This is a genomic window from Catenulispora sp. GAS73, from assembly GCF_041262085.1.
Classification (GTDB): Bacteria; Actinomycetota; Actinomycetes; order Streptomycetales; family Catenulisporaceae; genus Catenulispora.
The window spans coordinates 396,461-412,059 of the sequence record NZ_JBGCCM010000003.1 but is presented as its reverse complement, the minus strand read 5'-3'; the positions used below and the strand labels follow the sequence as shown (position 1 = coordinate 412,059).

The window sequence follows — 15,599 nt, the reverse complement described above, 5'->3', positions numbered from 1 at the left end:
ACGTCGCCCAGGCGCACCCCGTCCCGCCGAGACCCACCGCGTACCCCAACGAGAATCAGGAGCCGTATATGTCCACGCTGCGCAGGCCGTCACGCCTGGCCGCCCTGACCGCCGCCACCGCCGCATCCGCCCTGGCGGCGTCGGCCTGCGCGAGTTCCACCTCCCCGGCCGGTACCGCCAAAGCCGCCGACGCGCAGGGCGCCGCCCCGTCCTCGGTCACGCTGCGCGTCGGGGTGACCGGCTGGAACAACTTCGAGGCCGCGCTGAAGGTGGCCGGCCTGGACGACACCCCCTACCACGTCGACTGGTCCGTGTTCAGCGGCGGCAACCTCCAGCTCCAGGCCATCCAGTCCGGCGCGCTCGACGTCGCCGACAGCAGCGAGATACCGCCGGTCTTCGCGGCCGCGGGCGGCACGGTGAACTTCAAGGTCGTGGCCGTGCAGAAGGCGAACACGCTGCTGCAGGAACTGGTCGTGGGCAAGGGATCGGCCGTCACGAGCGTGGCCGGGCTCAAGGGCCGGAAGGTCGGCTACGTGCAGAACACCACGGCGCAGTACTTCCTCGACAAGCTGCTCGTGCAGGCGGGGCTGTCCTGGAAGGACATCACTCCGGTGCCGCTGACGCCGAACGAAGGCGTCGCCGCGCTCAACTCCGGCTCCATCACCGCTTTCGCGAGCTACGGCAACTCCATCATCACCGCCCACGCCGGCGGCGCCACCACCATCGGCTCCGGCGAGCAGATCCTGTCCGGCAACTTCCCGTGGGAGGTGTCGAACTCGCTGCTCGGCGACGCCGCGAAGAAGGCGGCGCTGGTGGACCTGCTCATCCGGATCAACAAGGCCTACGCCTACATCCGGGACGGGCGTCAGCAGCCATTCGCACAGGCCACCGCGACCGCCACCCACGAGTCGGTGAGCGAGGCACTGAGCCAGCTCACCGCGGACGAGGCCCAGCAGCAGACCCGCATCGTACCGACCAGCGCCGCGGCGATCGCCTCGGAGCAGGCCGTCTCGGACGTCTTCACCGGTATCAATGCTCTGCCGAAGCCGGTCACGGTGTCGTCCTTCTGGTCCACCGATCTGGACTCCGAGTTCGCCAAGGCCCTCAACGCTGCCGGGGAGGCGACGTCATGAGCATCCTGGACGACCTGGCCCCGGTCATCGCCGCCTTGGCCGCGGACGCGGACCACTACGACCGCTCCGGCGAGTTCCCTGCCACGGGCATCGAGGCCGTCCACAAAGCCGGGTTGCTGACCGCGACCGTCCCGGTCGAGCAGGGCGGAGCCGGTCTGGGCATCGGGGGCAGCGCGCGAGTGCTCGCTGCGCTCGGCGAAGGCGACCCGTCCGTCGCTCTGATCTCCGCGATGACGCTGCTCATACACCTGCGGCAGGCACAGCGCCCGCATTGGCCCGAGGACCTTTACCGGCAGATCCTGAACAGCTCGGCGGAGCGTCCCACGCTGCTCAACGCGGCGCGCGTCGAGCCGGAGCTCGGCTCGCCCGCGCGCGGCGGACTGCCGGCGACCGTCGCCAGGCGCACCGCCGACGGCTGGTCGGTCAGCGGCCGCAAGCGGTTCGTCACCGGGGCCGACGGGCTGTCCTACTATCTCGTTTGGGCCGGGACCGACGAGCCGACGCCGCGCATCGCGACGTTCGTGGTACCCGCGGACCGTCCCGGCATCACGATCCATCACGACTGGGACCAGCTCGGCCTGCGCGCCAGCGGCAGCCACGACGTCAGCTTCACCGACGTCGCGATTCCGGCCGGGCACATCCTGGACCCGGTCGAGCGCGGCGCCAGGGCCGAGCAGGACAACAAGGGCCTGGCCGCGCTCGGCCTGACCGTCGCGGCGATCTACCTGGGCGTCGCGCACGCCGCGCAGAAGGCCTTCCACCGGTTCGCCCACGAGCGCGTCCCGGCGAACCTGGGACATCCGATCGCGCAGACCGACCGCTTCCGCGACGCGGCCGGCGAGATCGAGGTGAACCTGGCCGGGGCGCGTCAGCTGCTCTACTCGGTCGCCGACCAGCACGACCGCGGGGAGGAGCCGGAGCCGAAGGCCGCGCAGGCCGCGCGGATCCTGGCCGTGCGGCAGGCGAACGCGGCCGTGGCGCTGGCGGTGCGGCTGCTCGGCAATCCCGGGCTCAGCCGCGGGCTGCCGCTGGAGCGGCACCTGCGGGATATTCAGTTCGCCGCGATCCATGCGCCGCAGGACGATGTCGTGCTGCGGCAGCTGGGGACGGCCGCGTTGGCGGCCGGGGCGTGACCGGCGTCGCGAGCGGCCTCGGTCTCGGGACTGAGGCCGGGCCTGAGGTCGGGGCCGGCGAGGTGAACGGCGTCGTGGATCTGCTCACTGATGTGCTCCCGGCCGAGCGGATTCGCCTCGACCGGCCGGCCCTGACCGCGCACCGCCACGACCGCTCCGGCTGGGCCCCCGACGGCCTGCCCTCGGCGGTGGTCTTCCCGGAAAGCGCCGAGGAGGTCGCCGCGATCCTGCGCGCGGCCGACGCGGCGCGGGTTCCCGTCGTCACCCGCGGGGCCGGCACCGGCCTGTCCGGCGCCGCGACCGCCACCGACGGCGAGATCGTGCTGAGCACCGCGCGGCTCGACCGCGTCCTGGAGCTCTCCCCCGACGACGAGATCGCCGTCGTCGAGCCCGGCGTCATCCCCGCCGACCTCGACCGCGCCGCCGCCGCGCACGGGCTCGGCTACGCGCCGGACCCCGGCAGCGTCGAGATCTGCACCGTCGGCGGCACCATCGCCACCAACGCCGGCGGGCTGCGGTGCGCCAAGTACGGCGTGACCCGGGAGAGCGTGCTCGGCCTGGACGTGGTGCTGGCGGACGGCCGCCGGATCCAGACCGGCCGGCGCACCGTCAAGGGCGTCACCGGATACGACCTGACCAGCCTGTTCATCGGCTCGGAGGGGACACTCGGCGTGGTGGTCGGCGCGACCCTGCGCCTGCTGCCCCGGCCCGCCTCCACCTCGACCATCGCAGCGTTCTTCGACGACGTCGAGGGCGCCGCGCAAGCCGTCGCCCGCATCCGTACACACCGCATCCGCCCCGCCGTCGCCGAACTGCTCGACGCCGCCACCCTCGCCGCCATCGACACCGCCGAAGCCACCGGCTTTGCTGGCCGAGGCGGCGCACTGCTGATCGTGCAGACCGACGGCGCGGGCGCAGCCGCCGAAGCCGACGCCGCCCTCAGCGCGATCAGGCCTGGCACCACCGACATCGCCACCACCGCCGACCCCGCCGAGGCCGCCGAACTACTGCGCGCCCGCCGCCTGGCCCTGCCCGCGCTGGAGAAACTCGGCCGCGTCCTCATCGAGGACATCGCCGTCCCCCGCTCACGACTGGCCGAAGCGATCCGCGCCGTATCCGCCACCGCCGACCGCCACGGCGTCCGCGTAGCCACCCTCGCCCACGCCGCCGACGGCAACCTGCACCCCATCTTCGTCCTCGACGACGTACCCCCGAACGCCCCGGTCCCCGCACCAGTCTGGACCGCCGCCGCCGAAGTCTTCCGCACAGCGCTCCGCCTCGGCGGCACCCTGACCGGCGAACACGGAGTTGGCCTCCTCAAGCGCCAATGGGTCGCCGAGGAAGTCGGCGACGTCAGCCTCGCGGTCCAGTATCAGATCAAGCAGGCGCTGGACCCCCATGGCATTCTGAACCCCGGCAAGGCCCTGGGGATGGCCGCGCATCGACGGTAGCCGTGGCGCTCGGCGCCAGGGCGCGCTCAGGGGCCTGCGATCCTCAAAATCGCAGAGCCTTGGTTCCCGACCGCAGCCGCGACCGCGGGCCTCTAAACGCAACGCCTGTCGTGTCAAGCCGACGAAAACGGCGGTCCCTGCGCAAGATTCACGACGGCGCCGACTCCCAGCCGTCGTTGACAGGCCGGAACCAGGGTCCGTATGCCTGGGTACGGCGCATTTTGCCCGTGCCACCATCGATTTCGAAGGAGTCGCATCGATGATCAGTAGGCGAATTCGATCCGCGTCGCAAACCCCGCACCGCTCGCGGTTCGCGATCGTCGCGGCTCTGTCGCTCGGGGCCGTCGTGGCCGGCGCGGGGACCAGTTCCGCAGCGGTGGCTCCGATCACCGGGCCCGTTTACGGCCTCCACGGACTCTGCGTGGACGACACGGCCTTCGGGACGGCGGACGGCACCCCGGTCCAGATCTACCAGTGCAACAACGGCAGTAACCAGCAGTGGACCCTCACCAACCCGATGTTCGGCCAGAACACCACGCTCACCGTCTACGGCAAGTGCCTCGACGCCCGAGGCGGCGGCACCGCGGCCGGCACTCCCGTCGTCCTGTCGACGTGCACCGGCGCCGCCGACCAGGAATGGACGCTGGAGTACAGCGGAACCTGGGTCAACGTGAAGTCCGGGAAGTGTCTGGACGACCCCGCCTACGGCGGATCGGGAACCGCGCTCCAGATCTGGGACTGCAACAACGGCAACAACCAGTATTGGCACGCCGCCGGCCTGCCGACGGGCTGAACGCCCCGCAACCCGCGGGTGGCCTGCGCAGCAGAGCCTAGGCGTGCAGGCCACTCGCAGCATGCGGAGCCAATATGGGGAGCTCCGCGCGTGAACATGGGGAACCGCTCCCGATCCGGGTGACCTCCTGCCGGCCGTAGGTTCTTTATCGACCGGCCGGTCGTCCCTGTCACCCGATCGAATGGACACAAGACCCATGAACAGGATTCTCGGGCTGCTCGCCCCCGCGGTGGCGCTGTCCGCCGCCGCGGTCGCGGGCACCGGGGCGGCCGCCGCCCAGGCCGCGCCGACCACCACCCGCGCCACCTCGCACGTCGTCAAGCCCTTCGACGGCGAGTTCCAGCCGATCCGGAACGTCGGCAACAACCTGTGCCTGGAGCCGACCACGCCGGCCGGGCCCAACTCGCCGGTCCTGCAGGTGAAGTGCGCGGCGGCCGGTAGCGACGAGGCCGTCCTGCAGGGCTGGCAGACCGTGCAGATCAGCGGCAGCACGTACAAGTTCGTCAACCAGCGGAGCGGCGCGTGCCTGTTCGCGTTCACCAGCGCCCACAACGGTGCGCCGATGGGCCTGGACACCTGCCGCACGGTCAGCAACGAGGAGTTCGACGCGCACGCCACGCTGCCCAACGTGACCGAGCTGGAGTCGAAGATCGGCTTCAGCGACACCGGGTTCTGCATGGACGTGCCCGGCGCCTCCACCGCCACCGGCCTCCAGCTGCAGCTGTTCAACTGCAACGGGACGCTCGCGCAGCGCTGGGTCATCGGCTTCCCGCCGCCCGCGCAGTAGTCACAGGGCACACTGATTTATCGCAGAGTACTGATTTATCGCAAAGTACAGATCAACGCCCGTTCCCGCAGATCCAACATAGGCGTCGGCAGCCTGCGGGAACGGGCGCGGATCCCGTCCAAGAGCCCGTCTACTCAATCAGCGCGGCGAGGAACATCGAACGCTGATCCGCAAGCCACGCCTGCACCCGATCCCAGGTGGTCCACCCGCCGTGGCGGTGGAAGGCTTCGACGAACGCCGCGTCCCCGGCGTCCAACTGAGCGGCGATGTCCGCACGCTCCACGACGACCACCTCTTCGACAACGCCGAGCAACTCGCTTCGATCCTCAGCTGACATCCCGTAGCCGTCGGCGAGGATCCGCAGGCGCCGCACGGGATCGAGGCCGCCGTAGGACGGAAACCGCGCGGCCGTCTCGGGATCGAGCATCGGCACCCAATAGCGTGCGGCCATCGCGACGTCCCAGAGCGGACGCCCCGGTGCGGCCATGTCGAAGTCGATCAGGCCGTATGCCTCGCCGTCGCGAAAGACGACGTTCTCCACGCAGGCATCGCTGTGGCACAGGACCGTGCCGCCGCGCGGATCGGCCAAATCCATAGTCCACGGGACGCCCGGCTCCAGCGGAATCGCCGACGACGCCCGATGAAACCGCCGAAGGAGCGCGCCGACGGACGTCAGTGCCACATCGGTCATCGACCAGGCGGGATACGGCGACAGCGCAACCTCTCCAGCCACGAAAGTCAGCTGCTCCCGGCCACCGCCCAGGCCGACTGGCTTCGGAACGCCAATGAAACCGTGCTCCGGCAACGCCTCCAGAAAGCGATGAATGGCCGCCGCGTGCCCCTGCGCCGGACGGTCCACGATCTCGCCGCGCCGGACGACCGCGCCCGCGTTCGTGACTCCGCCGCTGAGTACCTCGTCCACGGCGACCAGCCTAGTCGGCCCGCAGGAAGTGCCAGGGCAGGACGCTCACCCCGCTTCGAGCTCACACTTGCGCGCGCCGTTGCCGAAGCGATGGGTGACGCGGCCCCGGTTCTGCCCGCGTTGCCAGCGCGGCCGCGGGTCGCCGTCCCGGTCACGACGCAGCTGGCCGGCCTGGCCGAGGGCTGGTCGCCCGCATGAACGCCGGCCGGCGTGCGCTTCTCACTGCGCGCCGACCGAGCGGGCGTACTCCATGAGCGTGCGGCCGTACTGCTTCTTGAAGGTGCGGATGAAGTGGCTGCTATCAGCGAACTGCCAGTGCGCCGCGAGTTCCGTGACGCTCAGCGGCACGCCGGGCGTGGTCAGCGCGAGCCGGGCTTCCTCCAGCCGGCGCTGGCGGATGTAGGAGATCACCGTCTCCCCCGCCGCGGTGAACGCGCGCTGGAGCGTACGTACCGAGACATTCAGCTCGCGCGCCAGCATCGCGGCGGACAGGTCGGGGTCGGCCAGGCGGCGCTCGGCGAGGTCCTTCGCCGCCTGTGCCAGGGCCGGGGCCAGCAGCGGTTCCGCGTCGTCGAACCGGCGCCTGGCCACCGCTTTGGCCAGTTCGATCAGTGTGCTGTGGGCCGCCTGCACGCCGGGCGGGGCGAGGTCGGGCATCGTGCTGTGGACCATGTTCGTGTGCGCGATGAGCAGGCGCATCTCGGGCGAGTCCGCCGGCCCGGTCAGGGCCCGGCCGCCGAGCAGCGGTTTGAGGGTGGCGGCGGGCAGCACCAGAACCTTCGCCGTCGTGCCCGGTGTCGTCTCGAAGTGCGAGGGCCGCCCGACCAGCTTGAGCAGGAACTGCCCGGCCGACACAGTGCGCTCGCTGCTGTCATACGGCCCGCCGAGCGTCCACTCGCCGCGCTTGACGACGTAGAGCCGTACCACGTCTTCGATCCCGCTGACCGGACCGTCGGTCCGGATCACCGACGCGCCGTGCAGGTCGGTGATCGCGACGTCGTGAACCCTCGTGGCGCGGCTCCGCACCCGGAAGTCCCTGATCGTCGCCCGGCTGAACGTCGGCAGCGGGACGCCGTCGCCGAATTCCTTCTCCCAGCTGCGTCGGAACGCGGCGAAGGCACGTGACGCGCCGTCGTGTTCAGCATCGGTCGTGGTCATAGCCGCGCCCTCCTCCGGATCTGACGCTCAGACGCAACTCCCGTGGCGCTGATGTTCTACCGAGACGGCGTCGGCGTCCAATCGTGTGCTGCTCCGGTCCTCCTACGCTGCAGTTCAGACCCCCAGTCCTCAGATAGTTCTTCGGCAGGCACGCCGCAGCCGCAGCGTCCGCGCTCGTGAGAGTCCACTTGCACGAAGCTGGAAGTGCGCCTACTCTCATAAGAGTCAGCTCTCATTACGAGACTCAACTCCGAAGACCATCTCAGCCGCCACATCTCAGCCACCAAGGAGAAGCCCATCATGATCACCGCTCTTCACACCCTGGACCTGGCCGGAATCGGCCCGGTCGAGACGACCGTCGCCGAATACGGCCCCAGGACCGGCCAGCCGTTCCTGCTGCTGCACGGCGGGGCCGGGCCGCAGTCCGTGACCGGCTTCGCCGAGAAGTTCGCCGCCGAGCACCGGGTGCGGGTGCTCGTCCCGACCCATCCGGGCTTCGGTGGCGCCGCACGCCCCGAGGCCCTGCACTCGGTCGCCGGGCTGGCCGCGCTCTACCAGGGCCTGCTCGACCGGTGGGACCTGGCCGACGTCACCGTGATCGGCAACTCGATCGGCGGCTGGATCGCCGCGGAGATCGCGCTGCTGAAGTCACCGCGGGTCAGCGGCGTCGTGCTGATCGACGCGGTGGGCATCGAGGTGCCCGGCCACCCCGTCGCCGACTTCTTCGCCCTGACCATGGACGAGGTCTTCACCCGCAGCTTCCACGACCCCGCGCCGTTCCGCATCGACCCCGCGACCCTGCCGCCGGCCGCGCAGGCGATCGCCGCCGGCAACCGGGCCGCCATCGCCGCCTACGCGGGCTCGGCCATGACCGACCCCACGCTCGTCGGGCGTCTCGGGACGCTGGAGATCCCGACGCTCGTGCTGTGGGGCGACAGCGACGGCATCGTCGACCTCGACTACGGACGCGCCTACGCCGCCGCGATTCCGCTGGCCCGTTTCCAGGTGCTGACGACCACCGGCCACCAGCCGCAGATGGAGACCCCCGACCAGGTCGTCCGCGCGATCTGGGACAGCGCCGACACCGACTTCTCCGCTTTCTCCGCCTTCACCCGCTAAGGAGCCACGACCATGCCCAAGACCGCGGTCACCCGCATCACCCACAGCTGCCACCTGATAGAGATCGGCGGCCGGACGTTCCTGACCGACCCCTGGTTCACCACCAGGCCGGGCTACTACCAGGGCGAGCCGATCGCCGTTGGCATCGGCGACCTGCCCCGGCTCGACGGCGTGCTGATCAGCCATGAGCACTACGACCACTGCGACCTGGACGCATTCGCCGCCTACCGCGACCGCTCGGTCCCGCTGTTCGTCGCCGAGACCGTCGTGCCCCTGGCCCGCGCGCACGGCTTCACCGACGTCACCGCCCTGGCCCCGTGGGAGCAGGCCGAGGTCGGAGGCGTCACCATCACCGCGACGCCCGGCAAGCACGGCGTCTACGAGGTCACCTTCGTCCTGCGCGCCGGCTCCCAGGCGGTGTACTTCGCCGGCGACACCATGCTCATCCCCGAACTCGCCGAGATCCCGAAGCGGCTCGGCCACATCGACCTGGCCCTGCTGCCCACCAACGGGCTGCACGTCCGGCCGCTCGACAACCTCCAGGTCGTCATGAACGCCACCGAGGCCGCCGAGCTGACCGCGATCCTCAAGCCCGAGCTGGCCGTGCCGCACCACTACGCCTTCACCAAGGGCTTCCTCGGCGACCGGCTGATCACCCGAAGCGACAAGAACCCGCAGCGCTACCGGGACGCGGTCCGCGACCTGGCCCCCGACACCACCGTTCGCATCGTCGAACCCGGCATCCGCGTCGAGCTCTGACTCCCACGACCGGCACCGGCACCGACCGCCGGCTGATCCCGTCCCCGCACCCAGGAGCGCACCGATGATTGAAGAACTCTCCCTGATCACGCCCTTGGCGGCGGCGCCCCGCCCCCGGCGGCTGAGCCAGACGGCCGTGGTCAGCGTCGTGTTCGTGGCGGCGATGTTCATGAACATCATGGACATCACCATCGTCAACGTGGCCCTGCCCGCCATCGGCCGCCAGTTCCGGGTCACCGAGGCCGCGCTGGACGCGGTCGCCACCGGATACCTGGTCAGCCTGGCGGTGTTCATCCCCGCCGCCGGCTGGCTCGGCGACCGGTTCGGGACCAAGCGGATCCTGCTGGTCGCGATCGGCGTCTTCACCGCCGCCTCAGTGCTCTGCGGTCTGGCCGAGACCCTCGGTGAGCTCGTGGCCTTCCGGGTGCTGCAGGGCGCGGGCAGCGGCATGATGACGCCCGTCGGTATGGCGATGCTCTACCGCGCGTTCCCGCCGCACGAGCGGCTGCGGGCATCCTCGATCCTGACCATCCCCACGGCGGTGGCGCCCGCGCTCGGACCGGTGCTGGGCGGCGCACTGGTGGTGGACCTGTCCTGGCGCTGGGTGTTCTTCATCAACCTGTTCATCGGCCTGGCCGCGATCGCCTTCGGCGCCGTCTTCCTCGACGAACAGCGCCAGGCCCGCCCCGGCCGCTTCGACGTGGCCGGCTTCGTGCTGTCCGGTGCGGGGTTCGCCGCCGTGATGTACGGGATCAGCCAAGGACCGGGCGTCGGCTGGACACAACCTCGGATTCTCGGCAGCGTCGCCACGGGCGCCCTGCTCCTGGTGCTGCTGGTGCGCGTCGAGTTGCGCTCCCACGCTCCGCTGCTTCGGCTGCGTCTACTGCGCAACCGCCTGTTCCGGTCCACGAGCACGGCGATGGCCGTCGCGACGGCGGCATTCCTGGGCGCGCTGTTCGTCGTCCCGCTGTTCTTCCAGCTCGGTCTCGGACTCACCGCGCTGCAATCCGGACTCAACACACTGCCCGAAGCGTTCGGAGTCATGGCCGGCGCCCAACTGGGTTCCCGCGTCCTCTACCGCCGCCTCGGCCCCCGCCGACTCATACTCCTCGGCCTGACAAGCATGGCGACGAGCGTCGCCCTGATGGCGACCGTCGGCTCGCGCGCCGACCTGGGATGGATGCGACTGCTGATGCTCGGCATGGGACTGGCCATGGGACAGGTCGTCGTCTCCACCCAGGCGGCCACCTTCGCCACCATCTCCCCGGCGGACACCGGCCACGCCTCGTCGCTGTTCACCATGACCCGCCAGCTCGGCAGCGCCGCCGGCATCGCCGTACTCGCCACCGTCTTCACCGCCGTCGGCACCACCCGGCACACCGCCCACGGCGTAGTGCCGAACCTCAGCGCCTACCACGCCGCGTTCCTCGTCGCCGCGGCTCTCGCCGTCGCGGCCCTCGTGCCCGCACTGGCCGTTCGGGATGCCGACGCCGCGAGCGCCATGCTCATCAGCCGAGAGTCTTGATCCACTCCTCGACGGTGACGACGCCGGCCTGCCGGGGGAACAGCTTCTCGGTGAGCATCCGGTGCACCTCCGGGTCGCCGTCCAGGCAGCCGTCGGCCAGCACGGTGAGCTCGTAGTCCAGGTCGGCGGCCTGGCGGCAGGTGGACAGCACGACGCCGCTGGTGGCGATGCCGGTGAGCACCAGGTGCCGGATCTCGCCGGACCGGAGCACGACGTCGAGGTCGCTGCCGGCGAACGCGCTCACCCGCTTCTTCGTGACGATCACGTCCCCGGGCAGCGGTGCGACGTCCTGGTGGATCTGGGTACTGACGTCGCCCTCGACGAACCGGCCAGTCTGCGCCACGGCGGCGAAGGTCCTATTGCGCGGGCTGATGTCCGGGTGTCCGGGGCGGAACCCGACGACGACGTAGATGATCGGGATGCCGGCCGTCCGGGCGGCATCGATCGCACTCCGGAGGCGCGGCAGGTAGTCGGCGTCCGGGAAACGGTCCACGATGTCCCGCTGGACGTCCATCACGAGCAGGGCCGTGTCCGACACGTTCACTGTCCTTTCGTCGAAGCGGTCTGATGCCGACCGCGCAGCACCGAGGCGAGCGCCCCGATCAGCGACATCGCCGCAGCGGCGCTGAAGACGATGACCAGTCCGTGGTGGAAGGGCCCGGAGACGAGTTCGGGGAAGAACCGGTTGCCGGTCAGGGTCTGGACGTTGTGCGCCGGCAGCGTGTGCAGGACGCCGCTGGGCGCGAGGAGGTGGGAGATCGGGTTGTTGCCGAGGAACGTGGCGAACAGTGTGCTCACCGGTGGTAGCCCGGCGACCTGGTGCGCGGTGTCCGGCGGTACGCCTTGCGCCTGGAGGCCGGTGCTCAGAGTGTGCGGCAGCGTACTCGCGAGGCCCGTGATCATCAGGGAGAAGAACAGCCCGATCGACAGCGCGGTGCCGGAGTTCTGGAACGTCGCGCGCATCCCGGAGGCCACGCCGCGTTGGTCCGGCGGCACGCTGCCCATGATCGCCGAGGTGTTCGGAGCCGAGAACATCCCCTGGCCGATCCCGCTGAGCAGCAGCAGGGCCGCGAAGGCCGGGTACGGGAAGTCCACCGGCAACAACAGCAGGCCGATGAAGGCGGCGGCGACCAATATCAGCCCGCTGGTGGAGAACAGGCGCGCGCCGAACCGGTCCGACAGGTACCCGGACAGCGGTCCGGCGATGAGGAACCCGACGGTCAGCGGCAGCATGAAGATGCCGGCCCACAGCGGGGTGCGTTCGAAGTCGTAGCCGTGCAGCGGCAGCCAGATGCCCTGGAGCCAGATGATCAACATGAACTGCAGGCCGCCGCGGGCGATCGCGATCAGCAGCGCCGCCAGGTTCCCGGCGGCGAAGGCGCGGATGCGGAACAGCCCGAGGTTGAACATCGGATCGGCGATCCGGGTCTCGGCGACGCAGAACACGACCAGGAGCAGGAACCCGCCGCCCAGACCGCCCAGGACCCAGGGGTTCGTCCAGCCCGTCGAGTGGCCGCCGTAGGGCTGGATGCCGTAGGTGATGGCGGCCAGCAGCGAACCGGCCCCGGCGGTGAAGGTGATGTTGCCGACCCAGTCGATGCGGCCGGGCTTGCGGGTGCCGACCTCCCGAAGGCTGCGGTAGGACCAGATGGTGCCGATCACACCGATCGGCACGCTGACCCAGAACACCGCGCGCCAGTCGATCGCGGCCAGCAGTCCGCCGGCCAACAGCCCGAGGAACATCCCGGCGAGCGCCGTGATCTGGTTGACGCCGAGCGCCATGCCGCGCTGCCGCGCCGGGAAGGCGTCGGTGAGGATGGCCGCGGAGTTCGCGGTGAGCATGGATCCGCCGACGGCTTGGACGACGCGGAACCCGATCAGCCACAGCGCGCCGCTGCCGCCCTTCAGCGGGTCGACCGACAGGGCGAGCGAGGCGCACGCGAAGATCGCGAAGCCCATGTTGTACATCCGGACCCGGCCGAACATGTCGCCGAGACGGCCCAGGGCTACGACGAGCACTGCGGAGACCAGCAGGTAGCCCAGGATCATCCAGAGCAGGTAACCGATGTTGCCCGGGGCAAGCGGGTCCAGGCCGATGCCGCGGAAGATCGCGGGCAGCGAGATGATCACGATCGAGCTGTCGACGGCGGAGATCAGCACGCCCAGGGTCGTGTTGGAGAGCGCGATCCACTTGTAGCGGCCGTCTTTGAGGTTGCTGTCCTTAACGCGGACGCCGGACTGTTCCTCCGATGCGGCTCTCACAGTCGCTCCGCGAGCCGGTTCATCAGCGGCAGCACGGCGAGCATCGTGTCGCGTTCGGCCGGCGTGAACTCGGTGTCGAGGACCGCCGCTATTCGCCGCACGGATTCGGACCGGCGCTCGACCAGCAGGGTTCGGCCCGCGTCCGTCACGGCAATGACCACACGGCGGCCGTCGCCGGGGTGCTGCCGACGGCTCACGAGGCCCCGCTCCTCCAGCGTCGCCAAGGTCACCGCCATGGCCTGCGGCCGCACCCGCTCCGCCTCGGCCAGCGAGCCGGGGGAATCCGGACCCTCCCGTTCCAGCCGCGACAGGACGGACAGCTCGGAGAGCGCCACATACCCCACGGCGTGGGCCTGCCGCAGACTCCGCGCGGTGCGGCCCACGACCAGCTGCAACTCCGCTGCGAGCTCTTGAGCGTCGGCGGCGGGCCGATCGATCTCGTCCACAGGTAATTACATTAGCTTAATTAATTCGATGTAACTACCCGGCCTCGCGGACTTCCTCCCGAACTTCCTCGCGGACTTCGCGGACTTCCTCGCGGATCCGGCCCGGTGCCGTCGCCTCTTCCGTCACCTCGGACGCCAGCCGGCTGAGCAGCGTCGGGGTGACCCGCCGGTACGCCGCGGGATTCACCGGATTGAGCCAGTGCGAGGCCCGGACCCGCGCACCGACGTTGACGTCGAGGTCGCCGAGCACCTCGTCGATGTTGTGCATCGAGAACGGGATGATCTTGGTGCCGCGACAGTGGTGCGTGTCCGTGGCCTCGTCCATGAACGCGAGCTGCGCCTCGACCGCCGCGCGCATCGTCTCGGGTTCGGGGCGTGCCACCGCTCCCGCGAGATCCGCCGCGATCCACAGGGCTGCCATCTCGGCGTTGAGCGGGCTGAAGAACGAGGAGTTGTAGCCGTTGAAGTACAGCCCGGGGACGTCCAGGGGCAGGATCTGCCGGTAGAGCATGAAGTTCCCGCGCTCGTCGAACAGGCGCCGCTGCGTCTGCTCGGGCAGGAACGGCACGCCCTGTGTGAAGCCCGTGGCGCACACCACCAGGTCGGCCTTCAGCAGGGTGCCGTCGCGAAGCTCCGCCATGGGGCCGTCCTCGCCGGCGAGAAGACGACTGGTGGTCGCATCTCGGTGGACGACGATACTGCCGTCCACGACACCCTCGAAGAAGCCCTCACTCGCGAGCCCGATCGCCCCGCGCACGATGTCTTCCATGTGGCCGGCCGGGACCAGATCGAGTTTCGCCAGTCCGAACTGCCGCACCGACACCGAACCGATGGAGTTGATCATCCGGCGGCGCAGGCGGTTGCCCGGACCGTGCAGGAACTTCTCGAAGCCGCGCAGCCGCAGGTAGCGGAACAGGCCCTCGCCCATGCGGGTCAGCAGCAGCATCTTGAAGTTGAGGAAGCCGCCGATCCGGCGCGGCACCTTCCACAGCAGCTGTCGGGCGATCACGTCGGTTCCCGCCGCGACGCCGCTGATCGCCACGGCGACGTCGCAGGCCGACTTGCCATAGCCGACGACGAGGACGTGCTTGCCGCGCGCCTCTTCGACGTCATGGAACTCCGTGCCCGCGCAAAGGCGCCCGCCCGCCGCGGTGAACTCCTCAAGGCCCGGATACGTCGGCACCGCGGGTTCGCAGAACACTCCGTTGGCGACGACGAGCCGGTCGAAGCCCTCGCTGGACTCCACTCCCCCGACGCTGCGCGTCTCGACCGTCCAGCGGCCGTCTCCGACCGGCTTCGCGGCCGTCACCTCGGTGTTCAGACGCAAGGCCGGTTCCAGGCCGAACTCGGCGGCGTACGCGGCGAAGTAGGCCTGCACCTGCGCACCGCTGGGCCATTCCGGATAGTCCTTGGGCATCGGAAAGTCCGAGAGCGAATACTGCGCCTTCGGGCTCTGCGTCGTCACGCCCGGGTAGCGCCGGGTCCGGCTCCACACGCCGCCGACGTCCGGGCACTTGTCGAAGACCCGAACCTCGTGCCCGGCCTGGGACAGCACTTTCGCGGTGGTGAGGCCGGCGACGCCGGCGCCGATGATCCCGATTCTCATGGCTACCGGGCCTCGGGCGGCAGCTGCAGCTCGATACCGAAGTCGGCCATGATCTTCTTCAGCAGCGCGATGTCCTTCGGCCCGGGCGGCATGTCCGCCAGGGCCTGGTAGTAGCCTTCGAGCCCGGCGGGCGAGACCACGGAGATGACGCGCGACTCCTGCTGGTACGGGTTCCGGAAGGCGTGGACCACGTCCCGCGGCAGGTACAGGTAGTCGCCGTGTTCGAGCACGAAGTCCTCGCCGCCGAGGTGGACGTCGAGCCGCCCGCTCAGGCAGATGAAGGACTCGTCCTCGCGAGTGTGCACGTGCGCGGGCGGCCCGTCGGTCTCCGGCGGGATCGTGTACTCGAACAGGGAGTACGCGTCGCGCGTGGACTTGCCGTCGGTCTTCAGGGTGATGCCGAGCCCGATCGCCGCGATGGCATGCCCCTCACGCGAGGGCAACATGTAGCCGCCGCCCAGAGTCATGGTCGTCTCCTTCCGGTCGCCGCACCGGCCCGTCGTCG

General features: G+C 70.2%; 15 protein-coding genes. 8 read left to right on the top strand and 7 right to left on the bottom strand.

Annotated features, from left to right (window positions below; translation table 11 throughout):
- The first annotated feature begins 68 nt into the window (after positions 1-68).
- From ABH935_RS06835 to ABH935_RS06815, 5 genes are all read left to right on the top strand, one after another.
- Positions 69-1,133: an ABC transporter substrate-binding protein gene (locus ABH935_RS06835; RefSeq protein WP_370376903.1), complete on the top strand. Its 1,065-nt coding sequence runs from the start codon at positions 69-71 to the stop codon at positions 1,131-1,133.
- On the top strand, positions 1,130-2,266 hold the full coding sequence (locus ABH935_RS06830) for an acyl-CoA dehydrogenase family protein (protein ID WP_370376902.1): 1,137 nt from the start codon (positions 1,130-1,132) through the stop codon (positions 2,264-2,266). Before ABH935_RS06835 ends, ABH935_RS06830 begins: the two co-directional genes overlap by 4 nt.
- The gene (locus ABH935_RS06825) at positions 2,263-3,717 is read left to right on the top strand and encodes an FAD-binding oxidoreductase (protein ID WP_370376901.1); all 1,455 of its coding nucleotides are present in this window, start codon (positions 2,263-2,265) and stop codon (positions 3,715-3,717) included. Before ABH935_RS06830 ends, ABH935_RS06825 begins: the two co-directional genes overlap by 4 nt.
- Before the next feature lie 259 nt (positions 3,718-3,976).
- On the top strand, positions 3,977-4,510 hold the full coding sequence (locus ABH935_RS06820; protein WP_370376900.1) for a ricin-type beta-trefoil lectin domain protein: 534 nt from the start codon (positions 3,977-3,979) through the stop codon (positions 4,508-4,510).
- Positions 4,511-4,706: 196 nt separating this feature from the next.
- The gene (locus ABH935_RS06815; protein WP_370376899.1) at positions 4,707-5,297 is read left to right on the top strand and encodes an RICIN domain-containing protein; all 591 of its coding nucleotides are present in this window, start codon (positions 4,707-4,709) and stop codon (positions 5,295-5,297) included.
- Positions 5,298-5,427: 130 nt separating this feature from the next.
- On the opposite strand, the gene ABH935_RS06810 is transcribed toward ABH935_RS06815, so the two are convergent.
- Together ABH935_RS06810 and ABH935_RS06805 are read right to left on the bottom strand one after the other, a co-directional pair.
- Positions 5,428-6,228: an aminoglycoside phosphotransferase family protein gene (locus tag ABH935_RS06810; protein WP_370376952.1), complete on the bottom strand. Its 801-nt coding sequence runs from the start codon at positions 6,226-6,228 to the stop codon at positions 5,428-5,430.
- A gap of 210 nt (positions 6,229-6,438) precedes the next feature.
- Positions 6,439-7,377 carry a helix-turn-helix transcriptional regulator gene (locus ABH935_RS06805; protein ID WP_370376898.1) on the bottom strand — a complete coding sequence of 313 codons (939 nt, stop codon included), beginning with the start codon at positions 7,375-7,377 and terminating at the stop codon, positions 6,439-6,441.
- A 300-nt stretch (positions 7,378-7,677) separates the two neighbouring features.
- Here ABH935_RS06805 and ABH935_RS06800 point away from each other — a divergent pair, with 300 nt between their 5' ends.
- The 3 genes from ABH935_RS06800 to ABH935_RS06790 all read left to right on the top strand — a co-directional run bounded on the left by ABH935_RS06800 (position 7,678) and on the right by ABH935_RS06790 (position 10,780).
- On the top strand, positions 7,678-8,496 hold the full coding sequence (locus ABH935_RS06800; protein WP_370376897.1) for an alpha/beta fold hydrolase: 819 nt from the start codon (positions 7,678-7,680) through the stop codon (positions 8,494-8,496).
- Between the two features lie 12 nt (positions 8,497-8,508).
- Positions 8,509-9,255: an MBL fold metallo-hydrolase gene (locus ABH935_RS06795; protein WP_370376896.1), complete on the top strand. Its 747-nt coding sequence runs from the start codon at positions 8,509-8,511 to the stop codon at positions 9,253-9,255.
- Positions 9,256-9,319: 64 nt separating this feature from the next.
- A complete protein-coding gene (locus tag ABH935_RS06790) occupies positions 9,320-10,780 on the top strand; it encodes a DHA2 family efflux MFS transporter permease subunit (RefSeq protein WP_370376895.1) in 1,461 nt (486 codons plus the stop codon).
- On the opposite strand, the gene ABH935_RS06785 is transcribed toward ABH935_RS06790, so the two are convergent.
- The 5 genes from ABH935_RS06785 to ABH935_RS06765 form a co-directional block, all read right to left on the bottom strand.
- The gene (locus ABH935_RS06785; RefSeq protein ID WP_370376894.1) at positions 10,764-11,318 is read right to left on the bottom strand and encodes a cysteine hydrolase family protein; all 555 of its coding nucleotides are present in this window, start codon (positions 11,316-11,318) and stop codon (positions 10,764-10,766) included. The genes ABH935_RS06790 and ABH935_RS06785 overlap by 17 nt on opposite strands.
- A gap of 2 nt (positions 11,319-11,320) precedes the next feature.
- On the bottom strand, positions 11,321-12,940 hold the full coding sequence (locus tag ABH935_RS06780; RefSeq protein WP_370376951.1) for an MFS transporter: 1,620 nt from the start codon (positions 12,938-12,940) through the stop codon (positions 11,321-11,323).
- Between the two features lie 98 nt (positions 12,941-13,038).
- Positions 13,039-13,488: a MarR family winged helix-turn-helix transcriptional regulator gene (locus ABH935_RS06775; RefSeq protein WP_370376893.1), complete on the bottom strand. Its 450-nt coding sequence runs from the start codon at positions 13,486-13,488 to the stop codon at positions 13,039-13,041.
- A gap of 34 nt (positions 13,489-13,522) precedes the next feature.
- Entirely contained in the window at positions 13,523-15,094 is a 1,572-nt protein-coding gene (locus ABH935_RS06770) for a flavin-containing monooxygenase (protein ID WP_370376892.1), read from the bottom strand.
- A 2-nt stretch (positions 15,095-15,096) separates the two neighbouring features.
- Positions 15,097-15,561, bottom strand: a complete 465-nt coding sequence (locus ABH935_RS06765; protein ID WP_370376891.1) for a cupin domain-containing protein — start codon at positions 15,559-15,561, stop codon at positions 15,097-15,099.
- Between the last annotated feature and the right edge of the window lie 38 nt (positions 15,562-15,599).